Annotated in this window: 16 protein-coding genes; 10 read left to right on the top strand and 6 right to left on the bottom strand. The window is 38.1% G+C overall.

What is annotated here, in order from left to right; all coding sequences use genetic code 11:
• Positions 1-173 precede the first annotated feature (173 nt).
• The 7 genes from Cabys_RS19050 (at position 174) to Cabys_RS19075 (ending at position 6,747) form a co-directional block, all read left to right on the top strand.
• A complete protein-coding gene (locus Cabys_RS19050) occupies positions 174-1,037 on the top strand; it encodes an RHS repeat domain-containing protein (RefSeq protein WP_169313623.1) in 864 nt (287 codons plus the stop codon).
• Position 1,038: 1 nt separating this feature from the next.
• Positions 1,039-1,842, top strand: coding sequence for a hypothetical protein (locus Cabys_RS19055; RefSeq protein ID WP_006927708.1), 804 nt, complete (start codon positions 1,039-1,041; stop codon positions 1,840-1,842).
• A 105-nt stretch (positions 1,843-1,947) separates the two neighbouring features.
• Positions 1,948-2,121: a hypothetical protein gene (locus Cabys_RS20200; protein ID WP_169833740.1), complete on the top strand. Its 174-nt coding sequence runs from the start codon at positions 1,948-1,950 to the stop codon at positions 2,119-2,121.
• Between the two features lies 1 nt (position 2,122).
• Positions 2,123-2,653 (top strand): hypothetical protein, encoded by a 531-nt coding sequence (locus Cabys_RS19060; protein WP_006927707.1) that lies wholly within the window; start codon positions 2,123-2,125, stop codon positions 2,651-2,653.
• 51 nt (positions 2,654-2,704) lie between these two features.
• A complete protein-coding gene (locus Cabys_RS20360; RefSeq protein WP_225868928.1) occupies positions 2,705-4,375 on the top strand; it encodes an interleukin-like EMT inducer domain-containing protein in 1,671 nt (556 codons plus the stop codon).
• A gap of 174 nt (positions 4,376-4,549) precedes the next feature.
• Positions 4,550-4,807 (top strand): hypothetical protein, encoded by a 258-nt coding sequence (locus Cabys_RS19070; RefSeq protein WP_169833741.1) that lies wholly within the window; start codon positions 4,550-4,552, stop codon positions 4,805-4,807.
• Between the two features lie 278 nt (positions 4,808-5,085).
• Positions 5,086-6,747, top strand: coding sequence for an IS1634 family transposase (locus Cabys_RS19075; protein WP_006927061.1), 1,662 nt, complete (start codon positions 5,086-5,088; stop codon positions 6,745-6,747).
• 371 nt (positions 6,748-7,118) lie between these two features.
• Here Cabys_RS19075 and Cabys_RS19080 read toward each other — a convergent pair whose 3' ends face one another.
• Positions 7,119-8,705, bottom strand: coding sequence for an IS1182 family transposase (locus Cabys_RS19080; protein ID WP_006926562.1), 1,587 nt, complete (start codon positions 8,703-8,705; stop codon positions 7,119-7,121).
• Between the two features lie 254 nt (positions 8,706-8,959).
• Here Cabys_RS19080 and Cabys_RS19085 point away from each other — a divergent pair, with 254 nt between their 5' ends.
• Entirely contained in the window at positions 8,960-9,283 is a 324-nt protein-coding gene (locus Cabys_RS19085) for a nucleotidyltransferase domain-containing protein (protein WP_006927704.1), read from the top strand.
• A gap of 169 nt (positions 9,284-9,452) precedes the next feature.
• On the opposite strand, the gene Cabys_RS19090 is transcribed toward Cabys_RS19085, so the two are convergent.
• From Cabys_RS19090 to Cabys_RS19105, 4 genes are all read right to left on the bottom strand, one after another.
• Complete coding sequence (locus tag Cabys_RS19090; RefSeq protein WP_006927703.1) at positions 9,453-9,977, bottom strand: cytochrome P460 family protein; 525 nt, start codon at positions 9,975-9,977, stop codon at positions 9,453-9,455.
• Positions 9,978-10,003: 26 nt separating this feature from the next.
• A complete protein-coding gene (locus tag Cabys_RS19095) occupies positions 10,004-10,843 on the bottom strand; it encodes a DUF5777 family beta-barrel protein (protein WP_006927702.1) in 840 nt (279 codons plus the stop codon).
• A gap of 2 nt (positions 10,844-10,845) precedes the next feature.
• Positions 10,846-11,418: a YceI family protein gene (locus Cabys_RS19100; RefSeq protein ID WP_006927701.1), complete on the bottom strand. Its 573-nt coding sequence runs from the start codon at positions 11,416-11,418 to the stop codon at positions 10,846-10,848.
• Positions 11,419-11,521: 103 nt separating this feature from the next.
• The gene (locus Cabys_RS19105) at positions 11,522-11,932 is read right to left on the bottom strand and encodes a c-type cytochrome domain-containing protein (protein ID WP_052304144.1); all 411 of its coding nucleotides are present in this window, start codon (positions 11,930-11,932) and stop codon (positions 11,522-11,524) included.
• A gap of 109 nt (positions 11,933-12,041) precedes the next feature.
• Between Cabys_RS19105 and Cabys_RS19110 the strand changes: the two genes are divergently transcribed.
• Positions 12,042-14,327, top strand: coding sequence for a fused MFS/spermidine synthase (locus Cabys_RS19110; protein WP_006927699.1), 2,286 nt, complete (start codon positions 12,042-12,044; stop codon positions 14,325-14,327).
• A gap of 96 nt (positions 14,328-14,423) precedes the next feature.
• On the opposite strand, the gene Cabys_RS19115 is transcribed toward Cabys_RS19110, so the two are convergent.
• Positions 14,424-16,220 (bottom strand): IS1634 family transposase, encoded by a 1,797-nt coding sequence (locus Cabys_RS19115; RefSeq protein ID WP_006926703.1) that lies wholly within the window; start codon positions 16,218-16,220, stop codon positions 14,424-14,426.
• Between the two features lie 687 nt (positions 16,221-16,907).
• On the opposite strand from Cabys_RS19115, the gene tnpA reads away from it, so the two are divergent.
• Entirely contained in the window at positions 16,908-17,351 is a 444-nt protein-coding gene (tnpA, locus tag Cabys_RS19120; protein ID WP_006927698.1) for an IS200/IS605 family transposase, read from the top strand.
• The last annotated feature ends 17 nt before the right edge of the window (positions 17,352-17,368 follow it).

Here is a 17,368-nt window from a genome sequence, read left to right on the forward strand (position 1 = left end):
GAAAAGTTAAAAATTGAAAATTTTGCTTAATATTAAAGAGAAAAAAATACTACCGCAACGTGTTTGCCGCTTCGTCCGATTACTCCGATCCGGCCAAACGCCCGAAGCTAGTGGTAACGTATCAGCCAATGAAGAAGTACTTTTATCTAAAGGATCATTTGGGAAACATCAGAGTGACCGTTGACGAAAACGGGGATGTGAAGGGGTATAACGACTATTATCCATTCGGACTTACAATGCCCGGGCGTTCCATGAACACGGCTTTGAATTATGCGTTTTATAAGTTTAGTAGCAAAGAGCTTGATGAGGAAAACGATATTAACTGGTATTATTTCGGCGCCCGCTACTATGATCCGGAAATTGGGCGGTGGTGGAGTGTGGATCCGTTGGCAGAAAAAATAATATGGTTAACACCATACAACTATGCTCGAAATAATCCAATTATTCGTTTTGATTTATATGGTTTAAGTGATTTAGTATTTAATAGATCTACTGGAAAATTAATACTTTGTTCTGGTAATGGTAATATTATTGGTATTTGGGAAGCTAGAAATAATGTCGCATCTTCATCAAATGGTAGATTTCCATTAGGCACATATAAGTTTGCTTATTTTGTAAATCACGCTGGAGAAGGCGTTAATAGTCCTTATGGAAATATTGGAAATTTTGTATTTGATGTACCAGGTAGATCAGGGATGGGGGTCCATGCAGGTAGGGAAAATGTCCCAGATAGATTAGGACGTAAAGGGGTAAATCATTGTACAATGGGATGCATAAGAACCACAGATGAAGCTATGAAGAATATTTTAAATACTCATAATGAAGGAGATCCTCTTAAAACGATTACTGTAATGGAAGATAGCGAAGGCCATAATGAAGAAGGGGAGCATGACAATAAAGGCCTTCAATTAAAACAGATAAAATCAACTATGTACAATTTATTGGGAATTGATGAATCAAAGTCTCCTGCCAATGTATGGAAATCATTTCATAAAGTGGAACAGGATAAAACAAAAGTTAAAGAAGAGGAGAATTAAAATGAAAAAGTTAATTTTAATTCTATTAATTGGGCTTTTTAGCATTGCAAATACTAAAAATGAATTAATTAAAATTAATACACATAAAGTAATTAATAATTTTATTCAAACAAATATTTTAAAAATTAATGTTAAAGAATTAGATTATATTTTAAAAAATCCCGCTGAATTCAAAAATTCATTCCTGAAATATTTAACAAAAAAGAGAAATTTTGAAAATTATAATGAATGGCCTTTAGATAAATTTTTTTATATTCTAGGAGTTACTCAAGATACAACTTATTTTGATTATTTATTAAAATTTTTAGATCATGCTAATTTTTTAAATAATAACTGCAATTTAAATTGCGGTTTAATATTTGCTTTAATAATGACAAGTAATGATAAAAAAATAAAAAATTTAATGCTTTTAAAAAATCAAAATCCGTTTATTACAGATATTATTGATGGATATAAAAAATTAAAAAACAAGAAAAAGAAAACAATTTTAGAACGTAAAAAAGAATTGAATAAATCTTTGCAATTTTATGAAAAAGATAAATCCATTCTTTTTAAAAATATTCAAAGTAAAAATATTATTGAAGTAATAGCAATAGCAGATAACTCTCACAAAACATATTTGGAACGTCTAATGGCTATAAAAGTAGTAGAATATTTAGGCGAATCTGAAGAATTAATACCGTACCTACTAGATATTTTAATCAATAAATCTATTAAAGATGATTCAGGAGAATTTATTTATTCGTGCCAAAATGCTTTAATTAAGATTATTAAGAGAATTAGATTAAATAAGGTAAGAAAATAGATATTTAAAATATCTAGTTGGTACGGTGAGAAAGTTACTTTTATTTTTAATATTGGTAAAGATAATAAAGTTACGAAAGCAAGTTTTGGTTTTAAAAAATCACAAATGCCAACGGCATTTATTTTAAATAAGGATCTGCAAAGTTTTCGTATGAGAGAAATGATATCAACCATGTACGATTTATTGGGAATTAATGAATCAAAATCACCTGCCAATGTATGGAAATCATTTCATAAAGCAAATCAGGATAAAACAAAAGTGAAAGAGGAGGAAAATTAACATGAGAAAGCTAATTTTAATTCTACTAATCGGTATTTTTAGCATGGCAAATGCGCAGGAATTAAAAATATTATTTGGAAATTTTTTATATTATCATAATAAAGATAAAATCGTTGAAGTAAAAAGATTAAGCGACACAAATTATTTTTATGGATATGATATTATGGATAGTACAAAAATATTTATGGCGTATCAGAATGAATCAACTGGTGAAGCTGATGCCATAATATCTATTTATGACTTAAAAAAAAATCAAGAAATAAAATTAGGAGAATTAGGTGCAGTTGGTGAAACATCATTTGTTTATAATAAAAGGAATGGATATGTTGTTTTTAATTGGTATGATGGTGTATATGTTTTAATTTTAGATATAAAAAATAATACATTTAATAAAATAAAAATATACGATACTCAAACATGCTTTGCGCCATTTTGGTATGATGAGGATAAAATTATATTTCAAATTTATAAGGATGGAAAATTTGTAAATAAAATAATTAAAATAGATACTGAAAAATTGTTAAAACAATAAATATCATCAAATACAAAGTAAATAATTATCGTTCTTTGAAATAGTTTAGCTATTTATCAACACGGCGGCGGCAATAGCTACCGCGCTTCCCAATCTGCAACTTATTTAAGACGTGTAACAGAACCATGGGACGAACAAACCATTACCTGGAACAATCAACCTTCTTCAACAATTGCCGATCAGGTAAGCGTTCCCGCTCCTGCTACTACCACCTCCTATTTTGAAATCGATGTAACCAATCTGGTACGGATAATGAACGACGGACAAAGTAACTATGGTTTTTTATGGATTTTACAAAACGAGCAAAAGTGGCGCAGCGTATTTGCCGCTTCGTCCGATTACACCGATCCGGCCAAACGCCCGAAGTTGGTGGTAACTTATGTTCGGATGAAGAAGTACTTCTACCTTAAGGATCATTTAGGAAACATCAGAGTAACCGTTGATGAAAACGGGGATGTTAAAGGCTATAATGATTACTTCCCGTTTGGATTGCAAATGCCCGGGCGTTCCATGAACAATGCTCTGGCCACTGACATGTACAAATACAGCAGTAAGGAATTAGATGAGGAAGGGCTTACGGGCTATACACCATTTAGTGTGCGGGTGATTTCCAAAGGTTATTTAGACGGAAATGCTGCTGCAATTTATGTGAACGATTCGTATATTAGCGGCAGCGGTTTATATGCCAGAGGCTATACGATTGTTGTAATAGATGAAAACGGTACCGTTGTGGATAAAGCCCATTTTGACACCTATAGCTCCACAGCCGAAGCAGATGCCATGGCAGATTTCATTAATAACGTAGCGACTGGTCACTATGTTATTGGCGTAATAAAAGATGACGGTAGCCAGAGTATGACAGAAAATGCCTATAATGCCTTAGCCAGTGTCGGTTGCCAGCACAGTCGTGAAGTGGGCTTTCGTTATTCTTATGCTTTTATAGGCAAAAAAGGTGCTAATAGCTGCGGTTATGAAGCTTATGCGCTTGCCGGTCACGGCTTTGTGGATAAAATTATTGGAGATTTGCAATCACTGGCCTGGTATTATTTCGGCGCCCGCTACTATGATCCGTCCATTGGGCGGTGGTGGAGTGTGGATCCGATGGCAGATAAATATATTTCACTTTCACCTTATAACTATGTTGAAAACAATCCCATAAATCTTTTCGATCCAGATGGTAAAGGTTGGGAAAGGGATTTTAATAATTTTGTTTCTAAAGGCATAATAACTAAGGCTGCACAACACAATGCAAAAATATGGAGTGATAAAAAATTTGCTATTACATTTACAAATTATGTTCCACCAGTACTTGATAAAATAAGTACAGGTTTAGCCCTTGCAGGTAGATATCCATCTCCATTATCACTTAAATTACTTTATGCAAGTTCATTTATTAAAGCAACTTCAATTACACTAAAATATATAAATATGAAATTAGAAAACAATAAATATAAAAACGATATTCCAGGAGATATAATTGGCATAATAATTAGTTACAAAAATCCGATTACTGGTGAATTTATTGATTTTTTATTAGATCAAATGTTAAACAGCGATTATTCTAAGCAAACAAATACATTTTGGCAACCAGACAAAACAAATTTCAAATTGAATATTAACAACCATACTAATGAAAATAATAATAAAAGCAATGAGGACAAAAGTAATGGGAATTCTGGAAATTCTATAGGTTGGGAAGAATATGATCCAACTTATAGGTGAAAAATGGTAGTGTCAAAAGTTTCATTAAAAAAATGAAAATTTGAAAATAACATAAACGCCTTTATCCTTTGATTGACTTGACCTTGAGCTACGTTGTTAGCTCCTCTTAAGTCAGCCAAGAGAGGTGGAAAATAATGAGAGACAAATTTCACATAATCAATAAATTAATTGTTTATGTTTGTAAAAATTTTTGACACTACTTTAAAAATTTTAATGGAGAATAAAATGAATGAAACGTTATTGTCATTAATATCAATAATTGGTGGAATACTGGGTTTATTATTTCAAAAAAATATTGTGGAGCAGAATATTAGAGCTTTTTCAAAAAAATCAAAAAACAAAGAAGAAGATAAAAAAATTGCGAAAATGAGGGTGTTAGTTATTTCGTTCATATTAATTATTTATGGAATTATTAATTTAATCTTTAAATAATTTTAAAATTTTGATATTAAAATTATAAGTGTCCTTAATTCTGGGTAAAAGGGAAAAATATTAAAATTACAAAACAGGGATCGTTTGACTTTATATTGAAATATCTGAGTAACGCCGTTCAAGCAGATTAAATCCCCAGTTTGACAGTTAACGCCAAATTTTTCAAAGCCAAATCAAAAAAAACATATAATTAAGTTTCTCTGTTTCAATTTCTTTGTAGTCTATGCAGGAGTGCTTTTTTATTTGCTATCAAATCGTTTTATTATTATATTCATTCTATGTTTGTTAAGGTGAGTCGATCCAAAAGAAATAACAAAGTCCATGAGACTTTACAAATCGCTGAGTCCTACAGAGACTCAAATGGAAAAGTACGCCATCGAATCTTGCTGCATTTAGGCCCTACCGACAAATTCATCAAAAAAGACGTAGACACGCTTATCAACGGACTTTTAAGGGCTAAGGGGTTAACTTTACAGGACTTAGACAGCAATATTGATAATGTCAAGGCCTTCGGTCAAATCTGGGCGCTTGTCCATTTATGGAAAGAGCTTAAAATGAGCCAGATTATTGCCAGGCAAAAGGAAAAAAGCGGAATAAAGTTTGATCTTGAAGCTCATTTAAAAAGTCTGATATTTAACCGCCTTGATGATCCTTCTTCCAAGCTAAAACTACTCACCTGGTTAGAAACCGTTTATATTCCGGGTATCAACAAAGACGACATTCGTTATGAGTATCTTTTAAGAGCGATGGATTTTCTAATAGCTCATAAAGAAAAGATTGAAACCCAACTTGCTAATCGTTTACTAGATCTGTTTAATCAGGATCTAAAGGTTTGTTTTTATGATTTAACATCAAGCTACTTTGAAGCCGAAAACTCATTGGTAGAAGGCGATATTCGTCAGTTTGGTTATAGTCGTGACCACCGCGGGGATAGAGAACAGATCGTAATTGGCGTAGTGATGACCGGAGATGGTATTCCTATAGCCCATTACGTCTTCCCTGGCAATAAGGCTGATCGCTCTACCTTGCAAGAGATGCTCAATGATATTCGCAGGCGATTTAAGGTAAAAGATATCCAGCTGGTGGCAGACAAAGGTTTATTAAGCAATGACAATCTCTGGCATTTAATCCAACAAGGTTATGAGTTTATTCTTGGAGAGAGTGTTCGTCAGAGCAAGGATGCCAAATCGGTTATAAAAGAAGCCAATGCGCATAAAGAGGCGACTGGTGAGACGATCTATGAGCGCCTAACGGAGCGTGAAATCAAGTCAAAAGATGGTAAAAAGGAAAAGATAAAACTTCGTTATGTGGCCAGTTACAATGCCGCTACGGCATTAAAGCGCTATAAAAATCGCATCAATCGTATTAATGAATTTTTAGAGCTGTCAGAAGAGATTAAGAAAAAGGGAATAAACACAGAAGATAAATATCATCAAATAAAGAGTGTATTATCAAGAAAACGTTTAAGTCGTTTCTTTAATGTTGAATTAACAGAAGATACGATAGAGATTCATAAGCAAGATGAGGTATTATCAGAAGAAGAAAAGAGCGACGGTTGGTTTATAGTGATAAGCAATGCTCATGACCTGAGTAAATCAGAACTCATAGCGCGCTATAAAGATTTAAAATATGTGGAGCATGGTTTTTACGAATTAAAGCATAGTTTGAATTTACGTCCCAATTTTCATTGGACAGAGAAGCGTATCAGGGCTCATGTGATGGTATGTTTTCTTGCATTCCAGATGGCAGTATTGTTTGAGAAGCGTTTGAGTGGCATAAAATTAAGTTGGCAGCGTGCTATGGAGAGCCTGCGTCGAGTCGTGGTTGTAGAATGGGAAAATGAAGGGAGACGTCGTAAAGGATTATCCAGAGTGCATGGCGAACAATTGGAAATATTTCAGGAGATAGGCAGCAGCAAGCCAACGCTTTTATCTTTGTAGTGACAACTTAACGAAAATGAAATTAAACTAACTTAATAATAATAAAGGAATTATGTTCCATACAACTGTCAAACTCAAGTTAAATGAAAAAGTAAACCCTACTGGGCTGGCCACCACCACTTCTGATTTTGTGATCGATGTGACCAATCTGGTACGGATAATGAACGACGGACAAAGTAACTATGGTTTTTTGTGGATATTAAATCCTGAGCAAAAGTGGCGCAGCGTATTTGCCGCCTCGTCCGATTACTCCGATCCTGCCAAACGCCCGAAGTTGGTGGTTAAGTATCGGAGCGTAGCGCCACGTAAGTGGCCACTCTTGTGGGAGATCCCGCTCCGGAGGCTGTTGCATGGGGGGGAGGAATTAATGCTTATATTCTCCGATATTGATAATTTTTTCTCATTCTTAAGCGTTGGGCAAAATATAGAATTAAAAACGCCAAAATATTCTTTGAAAATAAAATTAATAGATCATCTTTTTCTTGTGATGCTGTTATAAACGCTGCTAAACGTTTCCCTAACATATTTTTAAATAGAACATTAATATTATGCCCAATACACATTAACGTAAATTCACTACGAACATTATTAAGACCAGATAAGGAAAATCCACGATAGCCTAAATTATGCTTCAAGTTACCAAAAACAGGTTCAACTGTCACCGAACGCTTCTTTAGTCGTTCCTGCGCCGCTGAAGTTTGTAACTTTTTCGCCATACGTTCGCAATAACTCTCATTAACTGAACGATGGATTTGCTTAACTTTCTTTTTACTGGAAATGCATAAATTAATTAAGGGACAATCCTGACAATCATTGGAACGATATACGATCCGTTCGCTATTTCTCTCAACTGGAAAAAGCTTCTTACCCGTCGGACATTCATAGTAATCTCCCTGTTCATGATACACAAAATCACTTCGTTTTAGTTTTCTTTCTTCTTTTTGCAATTCTTCCTTGGAGGTTGGTGTCTCCTTTATCGAACGATTGGATAACTGGGGATCGGCTATTACGGCATCAATCTGCTTTTCTTCCAATTCTTTTAGGTCTGTGCTATTGTGATAACCGGAATCGGCCGTGTAAGATCGCTTATCATCTGAACCAAGATTCTTCTCTACTTGTTCTTGAATCGGTATGAATTGACCCTGGTCGTTGGGCTGGCTTACGACTTCATGAGCTACTATTAAATGACTGGACATATCTACGCCTAATTGTGCGTTATAGCCCGGTCCATCCACCGAAGGCATCATGCGGGCATCCGGCTCTTTTACATTTATTTGATGTCTTGAACGGTGTTCTGATTTGAGCTGTTTCTTACGCTCTTTCAATTGGGCTTTACGTTCTAATATCTCTTTCTCTAAGCGCTCAAGCCGTTCTTTCTCCGCTCGAAGAGTTTCTAAATCTAATTCATCCGTGGCCCCCTGTTCTACAAAATTACAGCGCTGCATGTATTGCTTGATCTCTGCTCTTAACTTCTCTATACGTTTGTCTAATTGATCCTCAGTGTAGCCATGACGCTTACTGCTGTGCGCTTTGATTTTCGTGCCATCTATGGCTATCTGGTTGAAACTACTTATGCCTTCGGCCTGGGCAATTAAAAGTATCTCTACAAAATATTGGTCTAATAAATCCAAATGTGCCTTGCGAAAACGACTTAATGTACTATGATCCGGATGCTGATTCCCAGTGATATAAATGTAGCGCGTATCATATTTACACAATTCCTCCAGCTTACGGGTGCTGGTAATGCCGTTACTATAAGCATAAAACCATAAGGCAAGCATCATGTCTGGGGCATAAGAATCACCGCCTTGTGAACTATAACGGGAATAAAGTGCACTTAAATCAAGGCGCGAAACCAACTCCACTACAAATCGACTCTTTGGATCGTCTCTGGCAAAATCTTCCACACTATAGCCAAAGAGATTCATTTGTGAGCGATTATAAGTAATAAAACTCATGGAATTCCTTTGTTATTACTTGTTTTATCTGTCGCCCAGAATTTACAAATTTTTTGAATTTTACTCAAACTGAATTTGCAACAGCCTCTCCGGCGGGACAGCCAATGAAGAAGTATATATATCTTGATTAATTCCGGCAATATCCGTCTAACAAGATCGGCGTTGTAAAGAATTATAATCGTAAATTTGTTTAACTGAATTTGCAACAACCCAAAAATTTTAAGATGCCAAATCTAAATAATGTGGAAATAATAATGAAAATACAAATAAAACCAATTATTAAACGTTTTTCCATAGATATTCAAGAAATCGTAAAAGATAATTTGTTTGGCCAATATCTATTTGGTTCGTATTCTCGCGACCAGGCCAATGATTTATCCGATATTGATACTCTTATTATCGTCAATCAATTTGATTTTAAATTAAGAGAACAATTAAGCGAATTAGCCTCAGAATTTTCGTTAAAATATGGAATAAATATTTCACCTATCGTAAAAAATATTGAAGTTTGGGAAAAGAATAAACAATATCGGACATTATTTTATCAAGAAATTACACGTGATGGCGTACAATTATGATAGAAATAAGATAAGAATTTAAATATTGTAGTGGTAATAAAAAAGAACGGCATATTGTTTTTAAATAACTTAAGCCATTTTGGTGTTCAAGATGGGTTAAGCCTTGCTTTACGGTTGGATTTTTAGGGTGAAGAAAATAAAGCGGCGCAGGAGCGCCGCTCCACAGTCTTTATCTGGTAAAAACCCAATCCAGACCATTGTTGTTTACGTTTGCCGCAGAGTGGCAGCTGGCGCAATTTCCGTCGCCGGCCGTGGCGTTATCGCCCTGGGTTATCACCGTTGAGAAATCCGTACTAACCATGAACCATTCCCAGCCATTGCCATCGGGATTAAAGTTGCCGCCGCGTTTAACCATTACGGTAAATGCCCCCTGCACATTGCCCTGATCGTCGGTCAATTCTTTTAAAATCATTGATCCGACAGGATACTCACCGTTGCTGGCTTTGGCGGTGGCGTTAAAGAAGATTTTGCGCGTAAAATTGTCGTTCACGCCATGGGCGGTTTTCAAAAATGGATCGGGGCCTGTTTCGGTTGCTTTAAGCGTCCAGTTTTTGTAGTCCTTAAAATCCTGGGTGGTAGCCACAAACTCCTGTTCTTCGTCGTTTGAATCTGTTGACTTTTTATCACACGCCAGGTTGACGGATAAAAGCAAAGCTAACGCCAAAACGTTAACCATTGTTAAAATTGTACGCATTGGTACTCCTCCTGTTTTGATTGGTGTTAAAACTTTAATATTCTGGTGATGTTAAATCCCAGTCGTAAATTGCCTGTTTTAAACTTGAGATCAGAGCCGGCCAAAAACTGCGAAGGATTAGGAGCCGCATTATTCCCTACAAAAATTTTAAAAAAGTGACCTCCCGTTTCCAGTTCAATGCCCACTAAAAGGGAATTGTACTGCCCCCTGTAACCGGACACCGTTGTATTGCTTTCCATGAAGACACTCCACATGGGGCTCACATAGTACTGCAGATTGGTTCCAATGGTAAAAGAGTATTGGGCGCTGGGGCAATAGATATGGCTGTTGTACAAATACGATGGCACAATGCCGATGGCCAGCTTCTTTTTAAGCATGGTGTTTAGTATCAGGTGGGCATAATATTGCACATTTTTACTGTCCGCTGCGCTGCGATTTACCACCTCCGTATTCCAGCCGGCGCCTATATTGATGGCAATCAGTGTAGGCGCAGCGCCATTGCGCCAGGTGAGTAGTCGTTGTTTTAGTTGTACGTCTACATTGTCATTAAGATTGCTGCGCGCCAATGTCAACATGGTTTGTTCTGTTATTCCGTAGGCAAGTCCCATGCGAATGCGAGCGGGGCCGTCTATACCTAAAAAGGATTTTTCTGTGGAAATGGGCGGTAAAAAACGATGGGATATCTCATACTCGAATTCGCCCCTACGTAAAAAGGTTGCCGTGACAAAGTGAACGCTTTGCGTGGAATGAAACAGTTCCAGCTTTGGCTCCGTTTTAGCTTTTGGCTTCCACTTAACGCTCTGGGCCCGCAGGCCTGGAGCGATGAAAAGAATCAACAAACTTAATATTACTAATTTGTTACGCATACTCATTCCTTTACAGCCTGTACGGTAAAATCAACTTGCACCTGCATATTTTCATCGATCTTAAAAAACATGATGGAGGGAATTTCGATTTGGTGATCGGAGAGTTTTACTTCGAACGCGCTTTTAATGCGCAACTGTTCGCCATTGACAAAAACTTCTCCCATGATTTTACGCTTTTGCTTTATGCCGTGGCAATAAAACCGGCCTTCTGTTTCCACCTGGTAATGATTTTCTGTTAGCTTTTTGACTTTGACGATCGTTCCCTCAAAAAATGCCTTTGGAAAGCGATCAGATTCCAGATAATTTTCGCGCATGTGTCGATTACGCAAACCGATACCCGTGTCCAGTGTGTTTAAATCAACTTCAAAATAGAATTTTGCGTTTTGCAGGTTTTCCGGCCCTTCCCAGATGATGTAGCCATCGATGTGGGATGTTACGCCTTCAAAATCCTCAATGGGCGCATCGGAAATAAACTTTACCAGATTTTGCGCTTCCGGATTTACATTATATTCTGTAGCCCAGATTGAGAAGAGGCTTAAGGCCATGATTAGAAAAAGGACGCGCTTTAATCGCATATTTGACTCCTTGCTTTATAAATAAAATGAATTGACTTAGAGCGCTCAGCAGGGATTGTCCCGCTCGCCTTAACTTTTTCTGGCATCCATGAACTTTCATTTTTCAATTATTCTTCGCTCCCTCATCAATCCATTGTTGAACGGCTTCTATGAAATTTTGCGGAAGCCTGCCTGCGGGCGGCATGATCAATTCTCCGTCTGCGCCGATGAGGCGTTTTATCAGATAGCTCTGGTCGCTGTTGCCGGGCAAAACGCGCATTAAAGAAGAAGCAGAAGACGGAACATTCACCAGGTTGGAATAGGCGCTGGCGGGCGAAAGGTCCAAATTACCTGATGCGGCCGCGCCCGAGTGGCAGCTAACACAATATCCGTTAAATACTTCGGTCTGAATGGAAGAGAGGGTCGGTTTGATCGTAGGCTGCACTTCACACTGTGTTGTGATGTTTTTTTCGCAATGCCAGAACAGAATCGACACAAAAAGCATGATGAAGATTTTGAAATACACCGTTTCCATTTCCTTTTGATTTGTTTAACCGCTCAACTTTTTTTAAGATAGAGATAAGAGTTCACAAAATTTTCAATCAATTATAACATTTTTGTCACAAAAGGACGGGAAAAGGATAATGCCAGAAAAAACGAACTTTTCAAAGCGTTCTCTTCTTTTCATCTTTTTTTTGTACGGTTTTACATTAACCGTTTTGCAAATTGTTTATTTGCGTTTTTTTATTTCGATCTTTTACGGCAATGAACTGACCATTGGCCTGTTCTGGTTTAGCTGGATGTTGTGGACTGCCCTTGGTAGCTATTTTTTCGGCAGGGTTAGAAAAGTCCTGGAATATTTACCTTCGCACCACTTTCTTTTTGGTCTGGTTATACCTTTTACGTTACTTTTGATGCTTTTTATTCGAAGCCGATTTTTACCGGTAGGCAGCGCGCTCCCGGATTTCAGCACAACTATTTTCACGGCTCTGGTTTCTCTTTTTCTGTTCGGCTTACTGTCGGGCGGGCTTTTCCCTCTCTATGCACGGTTATTAAATATAAACACGGCTCAGGAGATTGATACGGCCGGCGGTCAGGTTTATTTGTGGGAAACAGCCGGCTCTCTGGTGGGCGGTTTGTTGAGCGGCCTGGTTTTAATCCATTTTTTTCACTCCACGCAAATCGTTATTAAGGTAGCCATACTGCAATTTCTGCTGTCATTTTATTTCCTTTCTCGTACAGAAAAATCAAGAAAGAGTCTTATTATATCGATCTATTTTCTGATCGGCTTTTTTGCTCTTTCCAGCTTTTTGAGTAGCTATCAGCAACGTTTTAAACAACTGTGGAGGGGGATGGATATTGTTGAAGAACGCAGTTCGCCTTATAGCGAGCTGGTTTTGACGCGTCTGGATCACAGTTTTACGCTTTATCAAGACGGTGTGCCTCTGTTCACGATACCTGATCCGCAAACGGCTGAAGAAACGGTGCACTACGCATTGCTGCTACACGACAAACCACAAACGGTTTTACTAATCGGCGGTGGATTCTCCGGCGCTTTATTTGAAATCTTAAAGCATCCTTCTATTCGCGCCTTACATTATGTAGAACTGGATCCTGAGGTAATTGGAATTTACAAGGAGTTTTTTCCGGATAACTGGCGAAGATTAATCACAGATAAACGTGTGGCGATTCATCAAACCGACGGCCGTAATTTTTTGCAACACACACGGGAAAGTTTTGATTTAATCATAACCGCTTTGCCCGATCCTTACACGGTTCAACTCAATCGTTTTTACAGCCGGGAGTTTTTTGCCCTGTGTAAAAGTCGCTTACAATCGGGTGGGATTCTTGCCTTTCAGGTGAGCGCTTCGGAAAATTATTTAAATGACGCTCAGAAACGCTACTTAAAGGCCATCGAACAATCTTTTGTTCCTCTGTTTAAAAACTGGGGTTTTTTGCCCGGCGAAAAAATGCAATTTTTTTTGATAAAAGACGTTCATCCTCCTGTTGTCAATAGCGATTCTTTGATTAAACGTCTGCGAGAACGTCGCCTGGAAACTTTGTTTGTTCAGGACTATTACATCCCTTTTAAATTGATGCCTGATCGGATCAGGCTTTTCCGGGAGGCTTTTGAAGAAACGCAATTTCCTTTTTACAATTCCGATTATCGTCCTCTGGCTTATTATTTTGACACCATTCTCTGGGCCGGGAAAACTTCCAGGATTTTGTCCGGTTTTTTAACACGGATGTTTTCTGTTTCTTTTGATGGTTTTCTTTTGATCGTTTTTTTACCTATTTTTCTTGGGCTTGGGCTCTCTTTTTTTCTAAGGAAAAGGCCATTACACTCCCTGGCTGCTGTGAGCGGGATGTTTTCTATTGGCTTTAGTGTGATCAGTCTGGAACTGCTTATTTTGCTTGCCTTTCAGGTGGCACATGGCTACCTCTATCAACAGGTGGCGATTTTTATTGCGTTGTTCATGGGCGGGATGGCCATTGGGAGCTATTTTTCCATTCGATATTCTTCAACAATTTATAAGAGCTTGCAAAAGCTGGCTATTTTTGTTCTGGCGGGCGTTTCACTGCTATCGTTTTTAATTGGCGCGCTGCTTCCTTTTATCGGGGCGATGTCTCATTCTCAGGCCACTTTTTATTTTCTGGCAATTGTCAGCGGATTTTGCGGCGGCTTTTCTTTTCCTCTTTTCAATCGCCTTTACCTAAGCCACAAAAAAGATACGAGTAAAAGTGGAATTATTTATGCCTGGGACCTGGTTGGTTCGCTGGCCGGCTCCATTCTTTGCAGTATTATTTTGATACCCATTTACGGATTAAAACTTACAGGTGTATTTCTGGGAATTTTAAATCTGATCATTGGTCTGTTTATGGCGGCAGTTTATTGGGGTAAGAGCGATTGCGGGGCGGGAGGCGAATAATGTTGAAGGCGTGGGGTATTAGCCCATCTTGAACACTAAAACGATTTAAGTTATTTAAAAACAACATGTCGTTCTTTTTTATTACCACTACAATATTTAAATTCTTATCTTTTTCATACCTAATGGCTTGGGCTTGATCTTAAATGCCTGCGCCATTAAATAATGAATCGCCTCCGGTTCGGTCGTATCTCTTATAACTAATAAATCTCCTTTCTGAGTTTTCATCTCCACGCTTACTCGCTGCTGTACGGAAAGTAATTCACGAATGGTTGTCCAGCGATGATAAACGCCTGCATCATGTAATTGTTTTTGAAGACTTATCAATACATGAAAGGCTAAAATCGAAATGAAAATATGCCCTTCAATGCGTTTATCCTTCTGGTGAAAATTAGGCCTTAAGCCTAATTCACTCTTCAACGAGCGAAATCCATCCTCCACATCCGTTAAACTGATGTAGAGCTGCCAAATCTCACGATCCGTTAAATCCAGACGACTCGTCCGTAAATAATACGTGCCGGAAAATCGATCATCCATCTTTTGCTCATCTTTTATCTTCCAGCTGATCTCTGTCACGATACCATTGTGATGCTCAACCGTAATATCATAAAAATAGGCCACCTTTGCATGACGTTCCTTTATGCGGCCAATGCGTTCTAAAACCTTGGGATATTTCTTCGTGCCTCGTTTCTTGTGCAAACTCTCCGCCGCATATTTCAACTCCGCCTCAAAGCGCTGCTGATGAAATTGTCGAATGGCTTCCTCTTTCTTTTGCCTTGAGGCGCTGCGACAGTATAAATAAAGCTCTTTATCCTTACGGTAAAGATAGGCTTCCACTTTATGGCGTTGATCGTGATTAATCTCTTTAAAAGCATTTTCTTCGATCTCGATTTCCGGTTTACTGCGTGAGACAACCAGATAGTCGTGTCCACGCTTTGTGATCAGTTGCAAGTTCTCTTCTGTGGCAATCCCGGCATCTAAAATAATCAATTTCCTGACTTTGCCGCCTATCGTATCCAGAATTTTAGACAAAGTCTCTGGTTCGGAAACATTGCCAGAGAAAAGACGACTCTCCTTGGGGAATCCATCCTCATCCAATACCAGGCCTAAAGTAACCAGGGGCATATCGTGACGCTTATCTTTACTACGTCCGCGAGCCTTGAGTTCACTGGTACGGCTACTCTCAAAATACGTATTGGTTAAATCGTACAGGATGATCTTTTCCTGCAAGGAAAATAACAGACGCTCTTGCTCTACTAAACCATTCTCGATTTTGTCCTTATGTTCTAATAATTGATCCGTAATTCGATAAAGTTTATTGTGAGAAAGTCTTGAAAGGTCTAACTCTAAAAGCTCATCGATGGCGCTTTGCTTTTTGACCCAGCGTAAGGTCGCCCATTCGCTTGAGGGGTGCACCAGGCGCCCAACGATCAACAGTTCGGCCAGTTTAATATCCTTCTCCTTAAAGCCCAGCTTTTTTAAAAGTTCATTGAACTTAAGCTTTCTTAACATCATCAAACTGATGTATTCGCCTCCTATACTGCGAGCATCTCTGAATTTGACAGAGCCCGTAAAAATGGTCTCGGTTTCCTGTGGGCTTTCTTTTTTTTCTACCTTTTCTTGTTTTAGTTTGTTTTGAATTAAAAGCGAGGCATAGCGCTGGGCTAATTGTTCAATTTGCTCATCCACTTCGATCAGTGAAGTTTGTCCGCTTATGATCTCTTCGATGCGATTGGCAAGTGTTTTCCATTGGTCTTTAGGAATGGTAAGCTTGCCCAGGTTGAGCAATTTTCTTTGTCTTGGGCCTTTTTCAGTACGATAGGATTCGACCAATTGATGGTAAACGAAGGTTTTATCGTACCCTTTATTCTTTTTTGTGACTTCTTTAATAAACATGTTCAAATATAATCATATCAGTCAATTAAGTCAAGGGGGAAACCAATATAGTATGGGGCACTACAACGACATCTCGAAAACTCGATCCAAAAAAACCAATAACTTACAAAAACCGAAGGTGGAAATTTGGTGATTTGGGCTTAAATTTTGTTCAAGATGGGTTAGGATACTTCCTTCGAAAAATGTAATGCCTTAGCGTGCGAAAAATTTTGTGCTGTTTTAAAAACTCATCCCCCGTCCATGGATTGGTTGAATAGTTGATTAGTTGAATGGTTGAATAGTTAGTCTGCCATTTCAAACCTGTTTCTGCAAATGTGGTGAATTCCTGCCACCGTTTATGTAGGGGCGAAGGATTTCCACAAACAATTCAGCGATGGTAAGCATTAATCTTTAGTCATATAAAAAAAGCGCTCTGGATAAAGTATGGTTGGAAATCCTTCGCCCTTACAAGTACGTTCATTCCTGATCTTTTGTCTGGGAGTGAGGATCGAGCGAGCAAGGGTAATTTAATTTAAAACATTCTTTGCGCACGTTGTAGTTGATTTTGGTTGCGGCTTCGCTGCCTTGGATAGGAGGAGGAGCAGGAACAAATGGGAGGGTTGGTGACTGGTGAATGGCAGCGGCCCGAAACCGTTTAAACGGTTTGCCCCATATCTTCCACTAATCAAAAATTAGGAGGTATTTACAATGGCTAAAAAATCTCACATTCGTTGTTGGTTACACATCCTCTGGGGCACCAAAAATCACGAAAAAATATTGACAGAAAAAGCCCGACTTAAACTCTCCACATATTTCTACAACTATGCCCGTGAAAAAGGAATTCACATGAAAATTAACCATGTCAGTCCAGACCACTTCCATGCCCTCGTTGAACTGCCCCCCAAAATGACCATCGAAGAACTATTCCATCTTCTAAAAGGCAGTTCGTCCCATTGGGTCAATCAAAACGATATCATCCCTCAAAAATTCGCCTGGGACAGCGAAAACACCGCCTTTTCCGTATCCCATTCAAAACTAAAAACAGTCGAAAACTTCATCGCCAAACAGGAACAATTCCACTGGAAAATGACCTTCCGGCAGGAGCTCGACCTCCTTTTACAAAAACACGAGCTTCTCCGTTTGAAAACCTGAAAAACTGTTAAAACAGT

This window comes from Caldithrix abyssi DSM 13497 (assembly GCF_001886815.1).
Taxonomy (GTDB): Bacteria; Calditrichota; Calditrichia; order Calditrichales; family Calditrichaceae; genus Caldithrix; species Caldithrix abyssi.